This window comes from Acinetobacter proteolyticus (assembly GCF_000367945.1).
In the GTDB taxonomy this organism is placed as follows: domain Bacteria; phylum Pseudomonadota; class Gammaproteobacteria; order Pseudomonadales; family Moraxellaceae; genus Acinetobacter; species Acinetobacter proteolyticus.
In genome coordinates this window covers 3301563-3320783 of record NZ_KB849179.1, presented here as the reverse complement: position 1 = coordinate 3320783, position 19221 = coordinate 3301563, and the positions used below count along the sequence as shown (strand labels likewise).

Genomic DNA, 19221 nt, shown 5'->3' with positions numbered 1-19221 from the left:
ATGGCTGGTAATAGGAAAATTTACCCATATAAAAGCTTAAATAGAGTTGTTGAACGTCTAAGAGGTGATCTCAATGATGGTAAAGATTTCGTTTTAGTTTATGCCTACAATGGAACAGGAAAAACTCGTTTATCAATGGAGTTTAAAGAAAAAGGAAAAAAAGGTACTAAAAAGAATAAGACCATCAATAATCGTGACACCTTATATTTTAATGCTTTTACGGAAGACTTATTCCGTTGGGATAATGACTTAGTTGGTGATAAAAATCGTAAATTGTATTTAAACAAAGATTCTAGATTTTTTTTAGGTTTTAAAGAGCTTGCACTTGAAGAAAAAATATTTAATCATCTTGAAAAATATGCAGATTTTGATTTCCGAATAGATTATGAATCATGGACGGTTTCATTTTCTCGTCAAGAGACCTTTAAACTTAAAGGTCAAGATAAATTTACCACAAAAATAATAGACAATATCAAAGTATCTAGAGGTGAAGAAAATTTATTTATTTGGTGTACATTCTTAGCAATCAGTGAATTAGCGATTGATAAACAAGAAGCTTACGATTGGGTAAAATATATTTATATTGATGATCCTATTTCATCATTAGATGATAATAATGTAATTGCGTTATCAAGTGATTTAGCTAAGTTAATTTGTATGGCGAAAGAGGCAGTAAAAGTAGTCATTTCTACACACCACGGTTTATTTTTTAATATCATGAACAATGAGTTAAAAAAACACAATCATAAATGCTATTTTTTATACAAGAACAAGCATACCAATGAGTATCAATTACAAACTACAAGTGATACACCCTTTTTCTATCATGTTGCTATGCTTAAAGAACTACATGATGCTGCAAATTCTAACCCGTCTAGACTCTATACTTATCATTTTAATATTTTGCGCAGCGTTATGGAAAAAACAGCTTCTTTTTTTGGCGCTGAAGATTTTTCATTTTGTATCAAAAATATTGATAACGCGGCTCTTTTTTCTAGAGCATTAAATTTAATGAGCCATGGTCAATACTCAATTTATGATCCACGGAAAATGCTTCCCGATAATCAAAAATTGTTTAAAGATATTCTCAATGCATTTTTAGAACGCTATCCATTTCAATTACCTAATATTGGTGAAGTTGCTCAACCAACAGCCTCTACATCTCCTCAAATAGATATGCCACAGGAAACTCAATCATGACCGAACAGGAACAGCAAAAACTTGGTGCCTTACTTTGGGATATTGCGAACCAACTGCGTGGCTCAATGAATGCCGATGATTTTCGGGATTACATGTTATCTTTCCTATTTTTACGCTATTTGTCTTCCAATTATGAAGGAGCAGTAGCCAAAGAGCTTGGTTCAGACTATCCAAAACCTATCAAAAATGATAATGGTACAATTAAGCAAACATCTTTAAGTGTTTGGTACGCTAATAATCCTACAGACGTAACAGACTTCGAAGACAGTATGAGAAGTCTAATTCACTATGTAATTAAGCCAGAATATCTTTGGAGTAACATCGCTGAGCTTGCTCGTACACAGCATGAAGATCTACTTAAAACGTTAAATGCAGGCTTTAAGTATATAGAAGAACATTCTTTCGCTCGTAGTTTCAATGGTCTATTTTCTGAAATTAACCTTAACTCTGAGAAATTAGGTAAAGATAACAAAATTAGAAATAATAAACTGTGTTCAATTATTAGTAGTATTGAAGAAAAGCTTGTTGGATTTTCGACTAATAATGACACTTTAGGCGATGCTTATGAATACCTCATTGCACAATTCGCATCAGGTTCAGGGAAAAAAGCTGGTGAATTTTATACGCCACAGCCTATTTCAACGATTTTGTCTCGTATAGTGACATTAGATAGCCAAGACCCAAGTACAGGCTATAAACAGACCTTAGAGCGAATTATGGACTTCACATGTGGTTCAGGATCTTTATTGCTTAATGTCCGTCAACATGCAAAAGAGCATGATGGCAAAATCGGTAAAATTTATGGCCAAGAAAAAAATATTACAACTTATAACTTAGCGCGTATGAACATGCTATTACATGGTGTAAAAGATACTGAATTTGAAATTTTCCATGGTGATACTTTAACCAATGACTGGGATATTTTGAGTGAGCTTAACCCTTCTAAAAAAATTACTTTTAATGCGATTGTGGCAAATCCACCATTCAGCTTAAAGTGGGATACAACTGAAGCTCTTGCGAAAGACTTTCGTTTTAAAGATTATGGCCTAGCTCCAAAATCTGCTGCTGATTTCGCATTTTTACTCCATGGATTTCACTTTTTAGCAGAAGATGGCGTAATGGCAATCATCTTGCCACATGGTGTATTATTTCGTGGTGGTGCCGAAAAGCAAATTAGGCAGAAATTGCTCGATGATGGACATATTGATACTGTAATTGGACTACCAGCCAATCTATTTTTTTCTACGGGTATTCCTGTATGTATTCTAGTCTTAAAACGTTGTAAAAAATTTGATGATGTTTTATTCATCAATGCTGCGGATTATTTTGAACCAAGTAAAAAACAAAATCGCTTGCGTGATAAAGATATTGAGAAAATTGTACATTCTTATCAATACCGCCAAGAAGAAGAACGCTATTCTAAACGAGTGAGTTTAGATGATATCAAAAACAATGATTACAACCTGAATATTTCTAGATATATAAGTACTTCCGAACCAGAAGAGCAAATTGATCTAAAGGCAACAAATGAACAATTACAATTGCTCGTCGAGCAAATCAAAAAATCTAAAGATGAACATAATGCATTTTTAAGGGAGCTAGGATTATCAGAATTACCTTAAAAGAATAGAATTTAATCAACTCAAAGTTTAATAGTGCACATGGGCAATCGCTCATGTGCACTATCTTTTCTAAAAGTAGAGATAAATGAAAAACAAATATCATTTACAATAACTGGCTTAGAATTAGTTTTAAGAAAACTACTTTTAGTATTCTCTACTTATTAACTTAGTTTCAATCCACTGATGTATTTCCAAAGCTGACCAACCAATACGTGATTCGCTCAACCGAATCGGTTTTGGAAAGGTTGGATCATAATATTTTGACTCTTTATTTATCAGTTCGTAGATTCTTGACCGACTAATGCTTGTGAACTTTACAACGTCCTTAACAGTAATAATTTGATTCATCTGAAATGATTGAGATCTGAGTACATCCATGATGTTTTCTCCTAGTTAATTCAAAGCCTGCACCTACTGCTGCAATCCTTTCTAAATATCCTGAACATTGGTTAAGTCATGAGTCGGCATAAAAAAAGCCACATCTAGAAGATGTGGCTATAGGTGTTGCTATGGTTGTACAGTATGCTTAGGCTAATGGAGATGGCTTAACTGAAACTGAATTTAAGCAATCATTCTAAGGGCTTGTTCTAAACCACGTTGTTTAATCGCTGCACCTGCTCCAAACCAAGCAGAATCCAAGCGATGATCCGTACTCATGGCTCGGCGTTCATGGTCAATGAATTCCGTGATTGAGCAAAGCAAACCATAGGCTGTATCTTTAGCCGAGCTGAGTTCTGCCCCTCGACCATGTCCGTTAAACATGGTCATCACTTTAGACATGGCTCGTCCATTCGGTTCAGTTTTATTGTCTGATCTGGATGACTGAATTTGCTTGGGCATCGCTGCATTTCGATAAAACTGAACAATGCTTTCATCCTGTTCTGCCACACTGAGATTGGTATTGTTAAATACTGCATCAAAGTAGGCGGCCGCTTCTTGTTGAGTCACTTTACGCTGACTCAGTTGTTTCATTTCATACATGTGTTCATCCCATGCACGAACTGAGATACCCAGTCGCTGTTTGACTTTTTCTGCATCGAATCGAGTGCTGTGCGGAACTTTGACGACGCCTGCACTGCCTTGCTGACCACATAAAGCGATTGCCAAGGTGTTATTACATACCACACGGATACTGGTGAATTGGGCGGTAGTTGCCAATGTTCCATCGCAGGCAGTTGCCAATAAAATGTAGCCGTTGCTGATATCCTTACCCCTGAGTGCTGAGGTCTGTCCTGTTTTAGCCAATGCCCAGAATTTCTTGCCGCCTTTGAGTACTCCTGCTGTTTCTAGTTCGAAACCAGATTGTTCAGTGAGATCTCGATAGAACTCTAAAATCTCTTGGGGTTGTACCTCCTGAAAACGTTGGCTCACCACGGATAACGGCGCATGGGTATCTGATCGATACAGCACGCGCTGTTCTTCAAAAGGCATGATGATGCTTTGCCCTCGATGGTTTTGCGCCATATAGCTGACATTGGAGGATTCTATTCGCCAGTCCATACCTGCCTGTTGTGCCCATACTTCGATGGGTTGGTTTTGACTTAATTGATTGCCTAAGCCATGCCAAGGGGTTTGACCGACATATGCCATTTGTTCAAGTTGATGTGCCATGATGTTTTCCTTATCGGTTTGAATGATAAAAATATGGATGTTGTGAGCTGTTGTATTCGCCTTGTTCAAATGCCAGTGCAAAATGATGATTACATTCCAAACATTGATAGAGCGTTTCTGGTTTTTGGCTTTGTTTCAGCATGGGTTCGGGTGCATGTTCATGAACATGATTGAGAAAACAAACTGCACAGCCGATTACACCGCCAATCAAGCTGCCAATGACATAAACAATAGGACGTTGTCCTTTGATCATTCGTGCGCTTGAAGCTCCCATCACGGCATAGTTAACGACATGCTGCATCAGGTTCTGCATCGGTGGTTTGCTAAATGATTTCTGCTGGGAAGTTGCTGTATTAGGAAGAGGTTGAGGAATTATTTCGGTTTCATCACTGCCACACATTGGACAATTGATTCTGATCATCGTAAGCACCATAAATTTGAGATATAAAAAAGCCATGCCCTTTGAGGGGCATGGCTTTTTGATTTAGTTGAGTATATTTAAGTTAGATCTAGTTTTTTAAGAGATCGTTTTAATTAAAGCTATAACTTGCAGTTCCCTGTGTGGTTTCTATATCAACCTGTACCACATTTGCAAAGCTACAACCTTGCAGTCTGAGTCTAGACACTTGGCCCATTTGAAAATGCAGTGGGAAATTGAATCTTCGGTCATGTCCAATATATTGGCACTGCCCATTGTTCACAGTGACATTGGTGACATCTATTTGGTTAGGTGAATTCGAGCGAATCGTGATGATTGCAGGTGGATGGTAAGCTATACCTCCCATTTCATTTAATTCCACTGAGAATGCATCAGGCTCAAGCCCCGCGCCACATCCTTGTAGAGCTAATACCGACAATGATATTAATGCAGTCCATCCCACTGTTTTAATTAAGTTGTTCATCATTCATTAATCCTAAATTTTGTATTCAGATGTTGAGTTGATAGGTTATTTTTCTCTGCCGTGTTCAGCAGAGAACACCTCTTACATCTAGGTAATATGTATTTGAAATTTCTTTATTTTTAAAAATATAGAAACACATGTTTGGTCATATTCATCCTTCACCTAAATACTTGAACTCTTCAGGTTCTTTGGGAATTTCTTTTTTGGGATATTTCTGCATTAAGCTTTCTGGAGACTGATATTGCTCTAGACCAAATTTAAATTGCCACACAGGAGAATGAGAGACATCCTTAAAGGGCATTGTTTTCAATTGTTCATGCGTATCAGTAACAAACTGTCGTTTCAACTCAATTGCCGATTTTTGTTTAAAACTAATCGGTTTAAATACAGGTGACACATACATCACCTCTTCAACATTACTGCTATGCCGATCTGGATTCCCTACCTTTTTAAAGTAGAAAAAAATGCCATCAAGATTGAGTTGATTATTTTTAAAATTAAAGACAAAACCTAATCTAAGCTGGTTAAAGTTTGCCGCAATTTGTTTGGCTAAATCAGGTTGGACCTTGATGACTAGATCCGACTCCATAACGTCAACTGCTAGATGAATATGCATCTGTTCCTGATCTGCGTCATATTCATAAGAAGCATCTGAAACTGCAAAATAAATATCACCCACACTACGGTTTAAAGCCTGTTCTAATAACTTCAGATCATAATCGACCGCCGTCGTTTCAGCATTTTGATTTGCCTGTTTCACCCGTTCCTCATAGGCTTGGCTTTTTTCAAATTCCTGCTTCGATTCAATCTTTGGTGCTTTTAAGTAGCGGATATAATTGATCGCCAAGTTATTGCTATATTTAAAATATTCGTCACTGGTCAGATCAATGTACAAATCATTATCTCTAGAACTATGTTCCCGATTACCAATCACAAAAATCTGATCTGATCCCAAATGTAGCTGAGGATGAATAAGTTCATAGTTGTCAACGAATGCAGAGAGTCTAAACTTTTCCGTCTCCCACATTGTCGGATAACGGATTCGGTATTGTGCTTGAATATCCGAGAGCTCGAATTCTTGCAAATTTTGGTCGGGACTAATTTGATCTTTAGGAACAATTACGGTTGGCATTTCAGCAACAGGCTCAGACTCTAACATTGTTTCAATGGTTTGGTCGTTTACAGCAGGATCACTTTCTGGTTTGTCTTTACTCGAACAGGCATTCAGTCCAATTAATAAAATACATAAGGACAGACGCTTTAATTTTGTTGTCATCGTGCATCATTCTCTTTTATTGTCCATAAGCACCTCTCAGCAATAGCGAAGCTAGGCTCATGGCGGTTTGATGTTTAACTTGGAGTTCTGCATTCTCTGCTGACGTGACAATTCCGTAGAGTGATATCTACTTTTTAGTCTTTAAATAATTCAGATAAGCAGGCCAATAAAGGAATAAGCACCTTCATTGAGTGTTCCCCAATCGCATGATTTTTAAAATGTAGTGTTATCTGGCATCGATAAAGCCATAAAACTTACTGGGGTAAAAAAGAGAATGAGAATTTCGGAATGTAGTACGCATGGCGGACTCCTTGTGTGTATTAAAGAGCTCTACCAACTTACTGCTAAATAATGGTGGCAGAACGAGAGAGGGTTAGCAGACTGACACACAAGAATCAGCACGCACAAGGCGTCCCTCCCTCGCCCTACCGCAACGGAGGAGGAACGAACGAGTTCGCCACCAAAAAATTAATTTTTTGGTGTGCTTGTGTGTAAACGGTCTGCTAAAACCGACTGACAATGTAGGTCAGCAGGCAAAGGATAATTGGCAAGGTTTAGAGTGTCAATGTTCTATAGAAAAATGAATCCACTCAACCATTAGAAGAAGTAAAAAACTGTACTCTATAGACTTAAATGCTTGTAAAAAGTTAGGTTCTCGTTAAGGGTGAAAGTTCCGCTTTAAGTCTTTAAAAAAACGAATTTTAACAGCTAACTTTGCACATCATTTATAGGCCCTACTTTTGACAAAGCGCATGTTGAAGACTAGATTTAAAGTTTAACTATTTTTTCACTCCATTTCACTCTCTAGAAATTGCAAATACCAAGGAGAAAAGCGTTAAAGAAATTATTGCATTTAAAACAAATCTACATTTATCTTAAAGAATACTTATGTCTAATTCATATTTTAGAGATGCAGAATGCCAGACCAGTTGAAAATTGATAATCAAATTAAACTCATGAGTGTCTTAGAAGATTTTGTAATAAAAAATATTAAATATCCTTTAGGTGACCAAACAGCTCAAATTCAGTATTACAAATCACTTGGTGCAGATTTAGGACCTAATCGCTTGGAATACAGCAATAAAGTCTCTGAGTTAGACAAACAAAATATCTACGCTTACCACTCTGTAGGGCGCTATAAAGAAACTGAGCAACAAAAAACCTATCGAAATAGCGCCGTACAAAAAATACGGCTCTCCAAAGATCCTAGTGATACTATTGAAATTCCGCTTATCGATCGACTTCCTCGGTATTACGATGACATTCTCACTGATATAAAAAATTTTAATTCTTACATCAAGTCTCAGGAGACCATCAATTTAAAACAAGTAGAAAAATTACGTAAGAAGGCTTTTCATACCTATGCCTTTCATAATGACTGTCAGAGTTTAGAAGTTGTACCTCCAGAGATTAATAGAGTTTTCGAAAAAATTCATAATGGGCATAAACAACAATCAACAATAGATATCATTAAGCGAAGTTTTCTTGCATACGCTGAAAAGGTCCTACTTGATGAAGAGGAAGTTAATAAAATACGCTTTATAAATAAGGATATAATCATTCAGCAACTAGAGTCTGAATCTATTCCTTTTGTAAAAGAAGCTTCAATTCAACAGCATAAAGTTGATATTAAATTATTACTCGTACAACTCATCCGTATGAATCATGCTAAAGAAAGCCTACTTATCCCTGCTGATCCTGATGGTTTATCAGAAGCAATCTATATCTTTAATGAACATGAATATTTTAGAACAAAGAGAAGAAAATACAAAAAACTGATTTCTAGCTATCGTGGAAAAATCAAGGAAATAAAAGGCATTAGAGATACAGATTCCCAACATCTACTGAGAAAAAAATATACGGGGGATAGTGAAATTTGGCTAAAACAGCACAAAGTTTGTGGGCAGTCTCTCTATCAAATGATTAAAGATATAGTCAAAAAAAATAAAGAATGCCCAAAATAAAAAAATAGCAATTCATGATTATCTAGGCTGATCTATTGATAAAAGATAGATCAGCACTCTTCAATACCCTATTTATCATCGATTCCCCCTTCTACAGCATGACCAACTTTCTGTTTCCCAAAAAACTATGGAAATAGCATGTCCGTGCAAATAGGGTATTTTTAAATATCATCATTTTTTAAAGTAGTGAAACCATCCAACTACATCCCAAAGGACAAATTATGGTTTCGGCAACTAATTCATTTTCATTCAAAATGATTTCACGCACAGATTTAGAAGACCTGACAGGTTTATCTAGATCTACAATTTATGACCGTATCAACCCTAAATCTAAACGCTATGACCCCGACTTCCCCAAACCAGTAAAGTTTGGGCATCTCACCCGCTGGAGACTCAGTGAAGTTCAGGCATGGATTCAATCTAAAATCGAAGCACGCAATCTTCTACAAAAGACGGCTTAACTGTGTATATCGCCATCATCAGCACATCCCCGTAAATACGATATGAATTTGTGCATAGCTCGTCTATTTGTTGTGAAGCTGAATTTAGGTATTAAATCATTTAAATACATATTCTTATAGATATTAATATACATTAAGTATCAATATCTTAATGGATATTCCTATTAAGTATTTATGTAAAAGATACGTCTTAATGACCTTATAAGTTGTGTCACCTACTTAAATATAATCATCTGTCGTGACTCTGACTGCACCAAGCTAAGTCAGATCACCGTTAATTCACCAGATGTCAGAATAGTATTTAAACGAGACTCTCTGAGACACAAACCTAATCATTTCACCATAAAGCCTAGACACTGCTTGATCCAGTGTCTACAGACATCTATTGCTCAAATTTCTTGAAAACTTATTCATCGAGAAATTTATGAACCAACTTCAATTACTTGACCATTCAGCAGGTACGTTCACATTAGAAGAACAGCTTGCATTAGCCCAATCTGATCTGAGTTCAGCGATTATAACGAACCAAGATGAGCCCCCTTATCTACTACGGCATCAGTCCGATTATGAAGCAGACATTTGTTTAAATATTCTGAACGTGGTTGCGAAATGTGAAAATGCTCAATTGCCTATAGCACACATAGCCCATGCACACTTCTACCAATCTACTCAACATTACCGAGTAGATTTCGCTTCAGGATGGGATGTGTTAGTGAAGAAGGTATTACCTGCTTTCTATCATCAATTCACTGATCAATACTTCTATAGTGAAGAAATCACAGCTTGGATGTTTGTACGCGATCAATTCTCAGTGAGTAAACTTGAGTTTCTAGCACATTTATCATCGCTCGATCCTGCAAATAAGGAAAATGTTCAAGAATACATTGACTCACTTAACCTATTCATTGAGCGCCTGTCCCAGCACACTCACAGTGCCCCTTATAAGAAAAAAATCAGGGATCGGAACTCTACCAAAAAAGAAAATAAGAAAGCCTGTGTTGAGCTCCTCAACCATCTTATCGCGAAGTTTGCCAAGCTGCTGGTTATTAGGATGGACTTTTCACTAAAGCGGGACCTTAAAACGATCCTGAAGCATGCCTCAGCAATGGGCATGCCTTATTCGCGTAATGATCTGAACTATCTAAAAGAATGTATGCATAGATTTAAGAATAACTGGCGCAATAACACGCTATTAAATGATATTGAAGGCTATGTCTTCCAATACGAATACTCTGCTGCAACTGGGTTCCATATACACAGTTATTTATTCTTTGATGGCAATAAACATCAGGAAGATATCAGCATTGCGCAATATATATCTGATTACTGGAAGAAGATCACCCGCAATCAAGGAAGCACTTATATCTGCAACATGAATAAAGACCAATATAAATACTGCGGCATTGGATTAATTCATTATTCAGATATGGAAAAGCAATCCTTCTTAATCAAAACCTTTGATTACATCTGCAAGGCTGATCAGTTCTTTATTTTTTCTGCTCTAAAGAACTTCAAACGATTTCAACGTAGTGCATTACCTGAACCTAAAGCTAAGTCAGGCCGTTCTCGCATCTTAATCTCAACAGAATCTCAATAATTAATTCAGGAACAACGATATGACTACGCTCAGCGCTTTAGAAAAAGTTGAAGGGAACAACCACCTCAATCATATTACCTATGCCTATCCTTTCCGAGCAGCTTACACACCTGTTTTGCCACTACCATTATTTAAGTACTGTGAACTGATCCAGAGTATAAAAAATAAGAAAGGTTTTAGGATGTTTACCCATAACCCAACAGCATTTCCTCACCCCAATATCCCCAATTTGTACTTTACAAATCTAGGGAGTCAGGTCTTTCAGATCGTACTAGACAATACACAAAATCCCTATACGACAGGCAAATTTAAAAATACGTTGATTCATCCAGAAATCTATTTACTCAGCCAACTTATGCTGAGACATGGCATCATTCATATTCCATTAATGGAATATCAGCGAATAGAACATGTTTGTGAAATTTGTTTCGCAGATTTCAAAGTACATACCTCCACCAGAGCTTTTATGACACAAATTAACTCATGGAACACTAAATTGCGTTATTGCAATAATTCTTATGATCGATTCATAAAGTTTATTTGTGCTGAAACAAATAAGTTTGAGGTCCATTCCTTACTGGTACAACGTAAACTAAGGAATAGTCTGGTCAGCGTTTCTGATACAACCGAGTTTCTTGATAAGTCTGCTTATGAAATTGTACGAGAGAAAAGTAATGAGATTATTCAGGCTGTGTGGCGTATGCGTCAACAAAATGGTGTTTTAGGCATTCTTTCACGTGAGGAAATGGATATAGAACAAACCAGCTCCATCAGACTCATTTTCTTTGTTCGAAAAGATTTTTCTGACCTCATTCCATTTTCTGAAACATCACTTTCCGATGTACTTACTCCCTATTTAATTGATCACAATCTAGATTGCATTAGTTTGGGTACTGTTCAAACCATGAATTCTGGTATAGCCCCGCATTTTCAAGGCCAAGAACAGAATTATTATGACCTCACACAAATTCATGCCGGTACTCGTTTAAATATACTTAAAGCTCAACTCATTGTTCCTGACTATTGGTTCAGAATCAGAGATGATTCTTGTAGCCTAATTGTTGAACGAGGGCAAACACATTATGAGCGGTAACTCTGATTGATTGATAAAACAGCATGGGTTAACCCATGCTGTTTTATAGTTACCTAGATAATAAAAGGAGTTTATATTTGTTCAATCTTCAAAATTAGCCCAAATATCATGAATCCTATGCTTGTTATCAACTTCAAATAATACACAAACCATTAAACGATATTTATCAATTTTTAAAGCTTCTTTTACTGCATCTTCTGCACTATCATATTTATGTGCTAGGTCAGGAATTTTGACATATACTCTATTAACAATTAAATCAGATTCCTCTACAAGACCAACAAACTCATCCTCATCATAAAGATGAATCACATAACCTTGAAATTCAGCACTATCAGGCAACCCTAGCCGACGCTTAGCCTCATCAATGGTAATACGTTCCCCCACTAACTTCTCTTGCTTGGCTTGAGCTACACGATCGTCTAATGAACCTCTTTGTTTTGCTTGCCCCATTATTACTACTCCTTACTTAAACTAGATTTAATTATTCAGAATTTTCACTTGTATCATTTTCTTCATTTTGGTTTTTATAGAACCAATAGAATTGCTTAATAAATATAAGCTCTCCCTCTTCAAGATGATCATATTGCTCAGGAAAATCCTTGGAAAACAGAAATTTTTGCTCAAAGTTCTGTTCAATAACCTCTATCAATATCTCAATATTTATTTGTTTTATAATTTGTTTGTATTGTTCAAATTTCAAATCGCTCCTATGAGGTCTAGATCGATTACCGCCTTCAGCTATCCCTAAATATGCAGAAAAAATTTTAATTATAAGCTCAGGTTTATTGGGCAAAATTTTACTGAGATATTCATTTACAAAGTTAGGTTGTATATATTCATTAAGTATTCTGAATAAAATAGGCAAATTTCTTGGAACAGCTTCAACAAAATTAATATTACAAGAAAGTTTCGACTCTATGAAAGAAACTAAATATTTACTTAATTCATCCATATCAACACTTAAAAATACATCCGTTTCTTCAGGTCTTTCCTCATCATATTTTTTGACCCATTGTAGGAGATCAAACATAAAATCTAAATTAGTGACATGATCCATGACGAATTTGACATATTCTAAGCGATCTCTTTTATCTATATTCTGAAGTAAATCAGAAATTAGCATTGCTCCTTGAATGACGGGGGTGTACCAGTCGAATAATTTTAATGTATATGGAAGTTGGTCACTTTTTTGAGCTATTGCAACACTCAACGAGAGTGATATTTTCTCAGATAAATTACTAGCCCTTACCCTCAATTTAGAAATTACTTTCTCTGCATTTTCATGATTTAAAAACTCATTTAATGGATTCTTATCGGGTTCGAATTCGTCTTGCCAAAGCTCGCATTGCTGAAGAATTTCTTTGATTGTGACATCAGAAATATCTTCTTCTAGGATGGAATAAGTAAAATATCTAGAATAATAATTTGGGGCACAAACTCTCTGTTTTTCATCCCAGACTGTATACCACTCTGAACCATAAAAGGTATTATGGTAAGATGAGTTGATTTTAGGAAATAAGTCTTTCAATAATTCTATAATTTTCTCTTTATCTACATGTTTGCATAATCCTATCGCCTGATCGATCAATTGCTTAATTTTCTCTTTATCAGAATTGTTATTTGTATATCTTACCTCTGTAAAGGTACCTGAAAAAAGTTCTTTGTTTATTCTCAACATATCGTAGATTGGCTGATAAAATACTCTAATTGCTTCAACTAACATTAGTTCAACTGTATCAACCTCACCTTTCAAAATAGGTAAAGAGAACAATAGAATATTTCCATAAAGCTTTGCTTTTCTTGGCGTAGTTACAACTGAACTAAAATATCTTGTGAATTTACTGGCATAATCACTTGCTTGATCTTGTGTAAGTTCTATGCCTGCAACTGTAAGTGCCTCATCTATCCCTTGGAAGCAAAATTTAATTAATACTGATTGATCAATAAGAGGTAAGTGTAAAGGCACTTGTATAATTTTTTCTAAAAAAGCCTCTCCTGCATTATGAGAAGAATTTGCATAACGATCTTGCAATGAAGCAGCAACTATATCCTTATCAAAAGCAAGAATATATGCTGTATACTTAAAATCAGCGGTAAGCTTCACTAATCTAAAAAGAGCATGAATTTCAGTTTTTTCTAACCTATCAACATCATCAATCAAAATTAAGACTCTTTTCTGAGCTCTCTCTAATTCACCTTCAATTCGTTCTTTTAATTTTTGTAATTCTATACTTGGTATAAAACTGCTGATTGCCTGCCCCACTTCAGCTGCACCAAATATACTAGTAATAGCAGGTGCGAAAGATTTAACAGCATCTTTGGCTTTATCAGTCCTAGTAATAAGCTTAGCCTCAATTGCATGGGCAATGTCTTGAAAAAAAGCCTTTAGTAGTTCTTCCTCTGCTCCAAATCGCCATGGATTAAACTTTATACATATAACATCTTGATTATCATTCAAAGATTCTTCAATAAAGTTTAGAACAGACGTTTTACCATTCCCCCAAGCTCCATATAGTCCTATTACTATACTAGAAGAGTCAATTCTGTTTGCAATAACATCTGCTATTCTCTTCGAAAACAACCACCGATTAAATTTATCTTCCCTATGCTTTGTTACTGGAGAGTCAGATGAGTAACTGTCAGCCATAAAGTTCTCTCACTTTATTTTTAAATAGTATATTCTTAACAAGAAATTCATATATTTACAAAGATTTATTTTATTTGAAACTACAAATTTACTTAAAAAACCTTCATGGGGGACGATTGGGGGATTAAATAAAATTTATACTTTTTTATTCCAATTTTATCAACAACTTAATATTCAAATATGGCTCCCTCTCTCGCCAAGTTTACTTTCTATGACATCTCATAGAATCCTAAAAGCTTAAACCTAAAGGGTTTAGGCTTTTTTTATTGCTTTATATTTTCCAATTAACCTTAATAAATATTAAATATTATGATGAAAAACAATCATATAAAATTAAATCATCTAATAATTTAAATCTAGTTTTCATCAACTTTCCGAACTCTCTCAATCGTAATGTACTCATTTGGAATAACGATCTGTTTCTCAACCTTTTTAACTTTGTAAGCAATCAGAGTATTTTTACCAATACCTTGGAATAAAACTTTTACATCCTTAAAAATAAAGGTTTGATGTTCACTTAGCTCAGGAGTTGTTGTTTTGGGTAAATCAATTAAGTTGGCATAAGGGGCTTTAATATACAGTGTCGCTTTTTCTATACTGACACCTGTTTTTTGCATCGTGAAATCTAAGAATACTTTGCCAATATCTCCAATAAAAAACATAGGTACAAGAGGAATTAGGATAAGAAAGAACGATATTTGTATACTGTCTTTGATATGTGTTTCTAATCTCTTTAATTTAGCTCTGGCAAATGTTTTAAGATTTTCACTGGCATCAGGATCATCAATAATATCCTTTAAATTTTCAAACTTATTACCAAACTCTTTGATCTTCTGTCTATTAATATAAAAAGCATAATAGAACAGCGAAATAAAGGCCGAAGTAAGAGCTACATAAAAGCTGATTTTCCAATGTAATAACAACAAACCACGAATGGTATATAAGAGATATAGGGAGGCAATCAATGTAAGAATACTTATCTTTGGAAAGGGAAGTTTTTTACCTATTCGTGTATGCTGTGGCAAATACTTATCTACAGTACTAAGAATTAGATAGACCATAGGCATTAAGGAAATTCCAAAGAAAAACAGTACCATGCTTAATCCAGCATAGACAATTGAACAGGCAACAAAAATCAATAGAAAAATAAGTGTATCGCCAAAGCTAATTTCTGAAGGGATATAACCGATTGTGAACAGATAGGCAACTAAGCATAATATTCCAATCGAAATAATTGCTTTTATAGTTGTTAGCCCTACTTCATGCCACTGACTAAAATTATTTAAAAATCTTGTTGTTAAATCATTCATTTCTTATTAAACCAATTTCTATAACGCCCTTTAAATGAGCTTCCCCAAATCATGTAGACCTATCATGAAATACTTATTGATTCCCAATTTAGATTTTTTAGATGCTTTACCTCAAAAAATTTAGGTAAATTCAAAAATAACCTATATCACTGCTCTCATAAAAGATATCCATTCTCTTTTATTTAGCAATATACCCAGTTTACAACACTCTATGTTCTTTCAATATTTATCAGGGCATCCACCTAGAACTGATAAATTGCCTTTTTGAAAATTACTATACGTTATTAAACTCCCCAGATATCTCGAATTAAAGTTTGGCATCCACCAAGAAAAACGATAGCCAATACACAAGCCATTTTCATAAAATCTGTCTTTTTCATTATTTAAAATTCCTTATGCAGCTTCAGTTTCAGGTTTAGCTTCTATACTTGCGATATCGCAATATTTAAGCATTTGTTATAAAAGATAAATTTTGCGGAATAGGCTACGAGTTAAGTCATTTTGCTTCTAAAGACACTATTTTAGCTATTGAATATAAAGTATTAGCCAATACTTGTTGATCTTTATAACTACTAGCGTGATCATAGCCATTTATTACAAAAACTTGCTTTGTTATATCTCTTTGAACATCGGCCCCTGATTGGTGACAAACAGTTCCATCTCCCGCTCCAGTCTTGGGATTTGGTGCAACATGCAGCTTAAAAATGACATCCTCCCCCTGTCTTCTTTTTATCTTGCGCTCACCATCCTCTGCAAATAAATTTCTATCCCAAGTATAAACTTCTACAGTGGGTAATATTTTTTCACCAGTAAAAGGATCTGTTATAACTTTTGCATTTCTATCAAATGGAATACCGTTATAATTTATAAGTTCGTCTTCTGTTTCAACATCAATCCTTTGTTCCGTTTCCCACACAACCTCATTAAAAGCGAGATGCTGTGGATCATTACCATAATGAGCATACGTATTGGTGTGATAACTATCCTTTATACTCTCATGAAAATTTTGCACCAAGCTTACATTTTTTATAAAAAAATCAGATGTTTCAGTAAACTCTGCCTGCTCTAATCCTCCATCTTGCTGATCATTTCTTCCATCATTCATTTGCCATTGGGCATCTTTACCACCTCCCCCAAGATTTTTCCATTGTGCGTTTTTATCACCAAATTGACCAACGTCAGTTCCCAAAGATTTCCCCAACCCACCCAAGCCACCAAGTCCTAAAGCTCCGCCTTGCCAAGATTTTCTTGAGTTTTCATTTTCTTTAATTTTATTTGTTAAAATACTAGCTGGATCTAAATAATCCATATTGACCATACGCCACCATGCATTTGTATCTTTATAAATTTCGTCGTAGGGATCTGATTTGGGTAAAGTTGCGGTGATGATCTCTCCATTGAGTTTTCTTGCAATAAGCTTTAACCAGGTTTTAGACTTTCCTGTATTTACGAAGTTTGCAAAAGGAAGTAACTGTAAACCTCCTGGTGAATTCCCTAAAACAGGAGTAAGTTTTTCACAAGTCGCACCAAAAACATGTTTCGCTATACTATCAACTGCACTACCCGTTACCTCTGATCCATCCCAACCATTTGCAAATCTTTTATATACAGTAGGGGCCCCACTGGCTGGCATTACACCATGAACAACCCCCAAGATATCATTTTTAATAGAATCATCTTGAATTAAAGAACGAGTTACGAGTCCTCCCATTGAATGGGTAACAATAATAAATTTCTTAAAGGTAGCCTTTGGATACTCTTTTTTTACTTGAGCCTTAACTTCTGAATTTAGTCTTTCTGCTACATTCTTAGCTGATACATCATTGGATTGTAGCCAGTTATAACCTAATGCAAACACAGGGAAAGCGTAGTCGGCTAATTTTCCAAATTCATTTTTTGTAATCAATTTAAAATCTTTTGTAGGGTTCCAAACACTCCTGATCGCGTTTTCTTTGATCATGTCGCTACCAGTGATATTTGTTAGCACTCTCCAGACATCTGACCCTCTAAAATCATCTTCATTTTGAATTCCTAAAAAGCTTAAATCGAATTTAGTTAGCTCTCGATTTAAAAATCTTTCCAAATGAATTAAAGCTGCACCATATCCATCCCACCAAACGGTTCCCCATCCACGACTTCGCGCTTTATCTTCATCAAAATTAGCAATATCTTTCTTCTTTAAATTGATTTCGCCCGCATTACTAACCTGAGTTGTTTCAGGATTTAATTGTCGTTGTCTTTTTTTAGCAGTTCTAAAAAATTTGCCATCTACTGCAGCCCAAGCACCACTCATTTTACCATTCGGCGGAAACCAGACTTGATCTCCATCATTACTCATAATATTAGAGCCCATGATTCCAGGGATAAATATTATGGGTATCACAAACTTAGGGCCTAGAATAGCATTAGCTAATGTAGGGTTAGTGCTCGGTGTTGTTATTGAAGTAAAGTGATCTTCATTTTTTTTTGTGGCATCATTTTGAATTGGCATTGAAAAAATTCCTAAAATCTTTTAATTGTATTTAGTATTACTTCATACAAATGAATGGATTCTTTTTCATTAATACTTGCAGTTTTTATATTATTATTTTCATAACCAGTATCAACTTCTAACTGCACAAGAGGATCTGTTGCCAAACCTGGAGTACCAAGATGTTCCCAAGTTGCCAAAACACCATCTTTCCCTTTCATTGGAGTTTTAACTAACCACTCAACTCCCTCTAACTTCCCTCCTAGATTTTGAGCTTTAGCCCCTTTTCGAATTGTTTTCGTCTCTGCCTCTGCTTTAGCAAGCAGTCCTTCTTTTTTTAAATTATAATTTGTTCGTTCTATTAAATCGGGGGTTGGTTTTGAAAGTGCCTCAGCTTCGAGTGCAACCCTAACGGAAGGCGCATCTTTTAGCCTAAATCCAATACTATTGTAACTATGTCTATATACTTTCCCCTCATTTCTTATAAAGCCATTATCTATACAAACTCCAGCCTGTGTTGGAATTTCATTATTTTTCCGTGCAACTAAATTATTAAGCAAGTGATTAAGTGCTTCATCACTTTCAGTTTTAAATTTTGTTGAATAAGTTCCATTAATCAAAAAAAGTGTTTTATTCATTAAAACCCAAGCATAAACATCATTTGCTCCTCTTTGATCTTTACCTACTTTTCCTTTAAACACTTTAACAGTTTTTCCATCATTAACCTGTTCAGCTCTATCTTCAATGATAAGCATATTATTTTTAGAGTATTCCAACAGTTTATCTTCATAGGCCTTTTTAAGATCATCATGGGAAGCATTTTTTTTATTTTTAATATAAAAAGAATTATAACGATCTGAACCACCTATTAACTCAGCGCTAACAGGCAGTTGGAAAGAATACCTTCCAATGCACCAATTTTGCATCTTATCTAACTTAATCATTGTTTGACTACCATTCGTGTTATCATTATCTGCGTAAGAGCAGCCTGAGAATAAAAATAAAATAACTAGATTTATTGAGGCTAATGGGATTCTCATAATTACACCTATTTATCTAAACTAA

16 protein-coding genes are annotated in these 19221 nt (G+C 35.2%); 6 read left to right on the top strand and 10 right to left on the bottom strand.

Annotated features, from left to right (window positions below; translation table 11 throughout):
* Window positions 1-1200: an AAA family ATPase gene (locus tag F993_RS01700; RefSeq protein ID WP_004657288.1), complete on the top strand. Its 1200-nt coding sequence runs from the start codon at window positions 1-3 to the stop codon at window positions 1198-1200.
* A complete protein-coding gene (locus tag F993_RS01705; RefSeq protein WP_004657286.1) occupies window positions 1197-2822 on the top strand; it encodes a type I restriction-modification system subunit M in 1626 nt (541 codons plus the stop codon). The genes F993_RS01700 and F993_RS01705 overlap by 4 nt, the downstream gene beginning before the upstream one ends.
* A gap of 144 nt (window positions 2823-2966) precedes the next feature.
* Here F993_RS01705 and F993_RS01710 read toward each other — a convergent pair whose 3' ends face one another.
* The 5 genes from F993_RS01710 to F993_RS01730 all read right to left on the bottom strand — a co-directional run bounded on the left by F993_RS01710 (window position 2967) and on the right by F993_RS01730 (window position 6611).
* A complete protein-coding gene (locus F993_RS01710; RefSeq protein WP_004657284.1) occupies window positions 2967-3200 on the bottom strand; it encodes a helix-turn-helix transcriptional regulator in 234 nt (77 codons plus the stop codon).
* A gap of 183 nt (window positions 3201-3383) precedes the next feature.
* Window positions 3384-4433, bottom strand: coding sequence for a DUF932 domain-containing protein (locus tag F993_RS01715; protein ID WP_004657282.1), 1050 nt, complete (start codon window positions 4431-4433; stop codon window positions 3384-3386).
* A 10-nt stretch (window positions 4434-4443) separates the two neighbouring features.
* Window positions 4444-4854 (bottom strand): hypothetical protein, encoded by a 411-nt coding sequence (locus tag F993_RS01720; RefSeq protein ID WP_032812779.1) that lies wholly within the window; start codon window positions 4852-4854, stop codon window positions 4444-4446.
* Between the two features lie 109 nt (window positions 4855-4963).
* Window positions 4964-5338 carry a hypothetical protein gene (locus tag F993_RS01725; protein ID WP_050560260.1) on the bottom strand — a complete coding sequence of 125 codons (375 nt, stop codon included), beginning with the start codon at window positions 5336-5338 and terminating at the stop codon, window positions 4964-4966.
* A 148-nt stretch (window positions 5339-5486) separates the two neighbouring features.
* The gene (locus F993_RS01730; protein WP_004657276.1) at window positions 5487-6611 is read right to left on the bottom strand and encodes a hypothetical protein; all 1125 of its coding nucleotides are present in this window, start codon (window positions 6609-6611) and stop codon (window positions 5487-5489) included.
* Between the two features lie 917 nt (window positions 6612-7528).
* Here F993_RS01730 and F993_RS01735 point away from each other — a divergent pair.
* The 4 genes from F993_RS01735 to F993_RS01745 all read left to right on the top strand — a co-directional run bounded on the left by F993_RS01735 (window position 7529) and on the right by F993_RS01745 (window position 11726).
* The gene (locus tag F993_RS01735) at window positions 7529-8575 is read left to right on the top strand and encodes a hypothetical protein (RefSeq protein ID WP_004657273.1); all 1047 of its coding nucleotides are present in this window, start codon (window positions 7529-7531) and stop codon (window positions 8573-8575) included.
* Between the two features lie 221 nt (window positions 8576-8796).
* Window positions 8797-9036, top strand: a complete 240-nt coding sequence (locus F993_RS20285; protein WP_004657271.1) for a helix-turn-helix transcriptional regulator — start codon at window positions 8797-8799, stop codon at window positions 9034-9036.
* A gap of 424 nt (window positions 9037-9460) precedes the next feature.
* Window positions 9461-10633 carry a YagK/YfjJ domain-containing protein gene (locus F993_RS01740; protein WP_004657269.1) on the top strand — a complete coding sequence of 391 codons (1173 nt, stop codon included), beginning with the start codon at window positions 9461-9463 and terminating at the stop codon, window positions 10631-10633.
* Between the two features lie 19 nt (window positions 10634-10652).
* The gene (locus tag F993_RS01745) at window positions 10653-11726 is read left to right on the top strand and encodes a hypothetical protein (protein WP_004657267.1); all 1074 of its coding nucleotides are present in this window, start codon (window positions 10653-10655) and stop codon (window positions 11724-11726) included.
* Between the two features lie 81 nt (window positions 11727-11807).
* On the opposite strand, the gene F993_RS01750 is transcribed toward F993_RS01745, so the two are convergent.
* From F993_RS01750 to F993_RS01765, 5 genes are all read right to left on the bottom strand, one after another.
* Window positions 11808-12179: a hypothetical protein gene (locus F993_RS01750; RefSeq protein WP_004657266.1), complete on the bottom strand. Its 372-nt coding sequence runs from the start codon at window positions 12177-12179 to the stop codon at window positions 11808-11810.
* Between the two features lie 31 nt (window positions 12180-12210).
* Window positions 12211-14376 (bottom strand): KAP family P-loop NTPase fold protein, encoded by a 2166-nt coding sequence (locus F993_RS01755; protein WP_004657264.1) that lies wholly within the window; start codon window positions 14374-14376, stop codon window positions 12211-12213.
* Between the two features lie 356 nt (window positions 14377-14732).
* Window positions 14733-15686 carry a hypothetical protein gene (locus F993_RS01760; RefSeq protein WP_004657262.1) on the bottom strand — a complete coding sequence of 318 codons (954 nt, stop codon included), beginning with the start codon at window positions 15684-15686 and terminating at the stop codon, window positions 14733-14735.
* Between the two features lie 496 nt (window positions 15687-16182).
* Window positions 16183-18177, bottom strand: coding sequence for an esterase/lipase family protein (locus F993_RS19915; RefSeq protein ID WP_004657260.1), 1995 nt, complete (start codon window positions 18175-18177; stop codon window positions 16183-16185).
* Window positions 18178-18188: 11 nt separating this feature from the next.
* Complete coding sequence (locus F993_RS01765) at window positions 18189-19196, bottom strand: T6SS immunity protein Tli4 family protein (protein ID WP_004657258.1); 1008 nt, start codon at window positions 19194-19196, stop codon at window positions 18189-18191.
* Between the last annotated feature and the right edge of the window lie 25 nt (window positions 19197-19221).

Coding starts and splice junctions, on each gene's coding strand:
- F993_RS01730 (WP_004657276.1), bottom strand. CDS start 6,611: ATGACAACAAAATTAAAGCGTCTGTCCTTATGTATTTTATTAATTGGA.
- F993_RS01750 (WP_004657266.1), bottom strand. CDS start 12,179: ATGGGGCAAGCAAAACAAAGAGGTTCATTAGACGATCGTGTAGCTCAA.
- F993_RS01700 (WP_004657288.1), top strand. CDS start 1: ATGGCTGGTAATAGGAAAATTTACCCATATAAAAGCTTAAATAGAGTT.
- F993_RS01705 (WP_004657286.1), top strand. CDS start 1,197: ATGACCGAACAGGAACAGCAAAAACTTGGTGCCTTACTTTGGGATATT.
- F993_RS01745 (WP_004657267.1), top strand. CDS start 10,653: ATGACTACGCTCAGCGCTTTAGAAAAAGTTGAAGGGAACAACCACCTC.
- F993_RS01725 (WP_050560260.1), bottom strand. CDS start 5,338: ATGATGAACAACTTAATTAAAACAGTGGGATGGACTGCATTAATATCA.
- F993_RS01740 (WP_004657269.1), top strand. CDS start 9,461: ATGAACCAACTTCAATTACTTGACCATTCAGCAGGTACGTTCACATTA.
- F993_RS01715 (WP_004657282.1), bottom strand. CDS start 4,433: ATGGCACATCAACTTGAACAAATGGCATATGTCGGTCAAACCCCTTGG.
- F993_RS01765 (WP_004657258.1), bottom strand. CDS start 19,196: ATGAGAATCCCATTAGCCTCAATAAATCTAGTTATTTTATTTTTATTC.
- F993_RS01760 (WP_004657262.1), bottom strand. CDS start 15,686: ATGAATGATTTAACAACAAGATTTTTAAATAATTTTAGTCAGTGGCAT.
- F993_RS01720 (WP_032812779.1), bottom strand. CDS start 4,854: ATGATCAGAATCAATTGTCCAATGTGTGGCAGTGATGAAACCGAAATA.
- F993_RS01755 (WP_004657264.1), bottom strand. CDS start 14,376: ATGGCTGACAGTTACTCATCTGACTCTCCAGTAACAAAGCATAGGGAA.
- F993_RS19915 (WP_004657260.1), bottom strand. CDS start 18,177: ATGCCAATTCAAAATGATGCCACAAAAAAAAATGAAGATCACTTTACT.
- F993_RS01735 (WP_004657273.1), top strand. CDS start 7,529: ATGCCAGACCAGTTGAAAATTGATAATCAAATTAAACTCATGAGTGTC.
- F993_RS01710 (WP_004657284.1), bottom strand. CDS start 3,200: ATGGATGTACTCAGATCTCAATCATTTCAGATGAATCAAATTATTACT.
- F993_RS20285 (WP_004657271.1), top strand. CDS start 8,797: ATGGTTTCGGCAACTAATTCATTTTCATTCAAAATGATTTCACGCACA.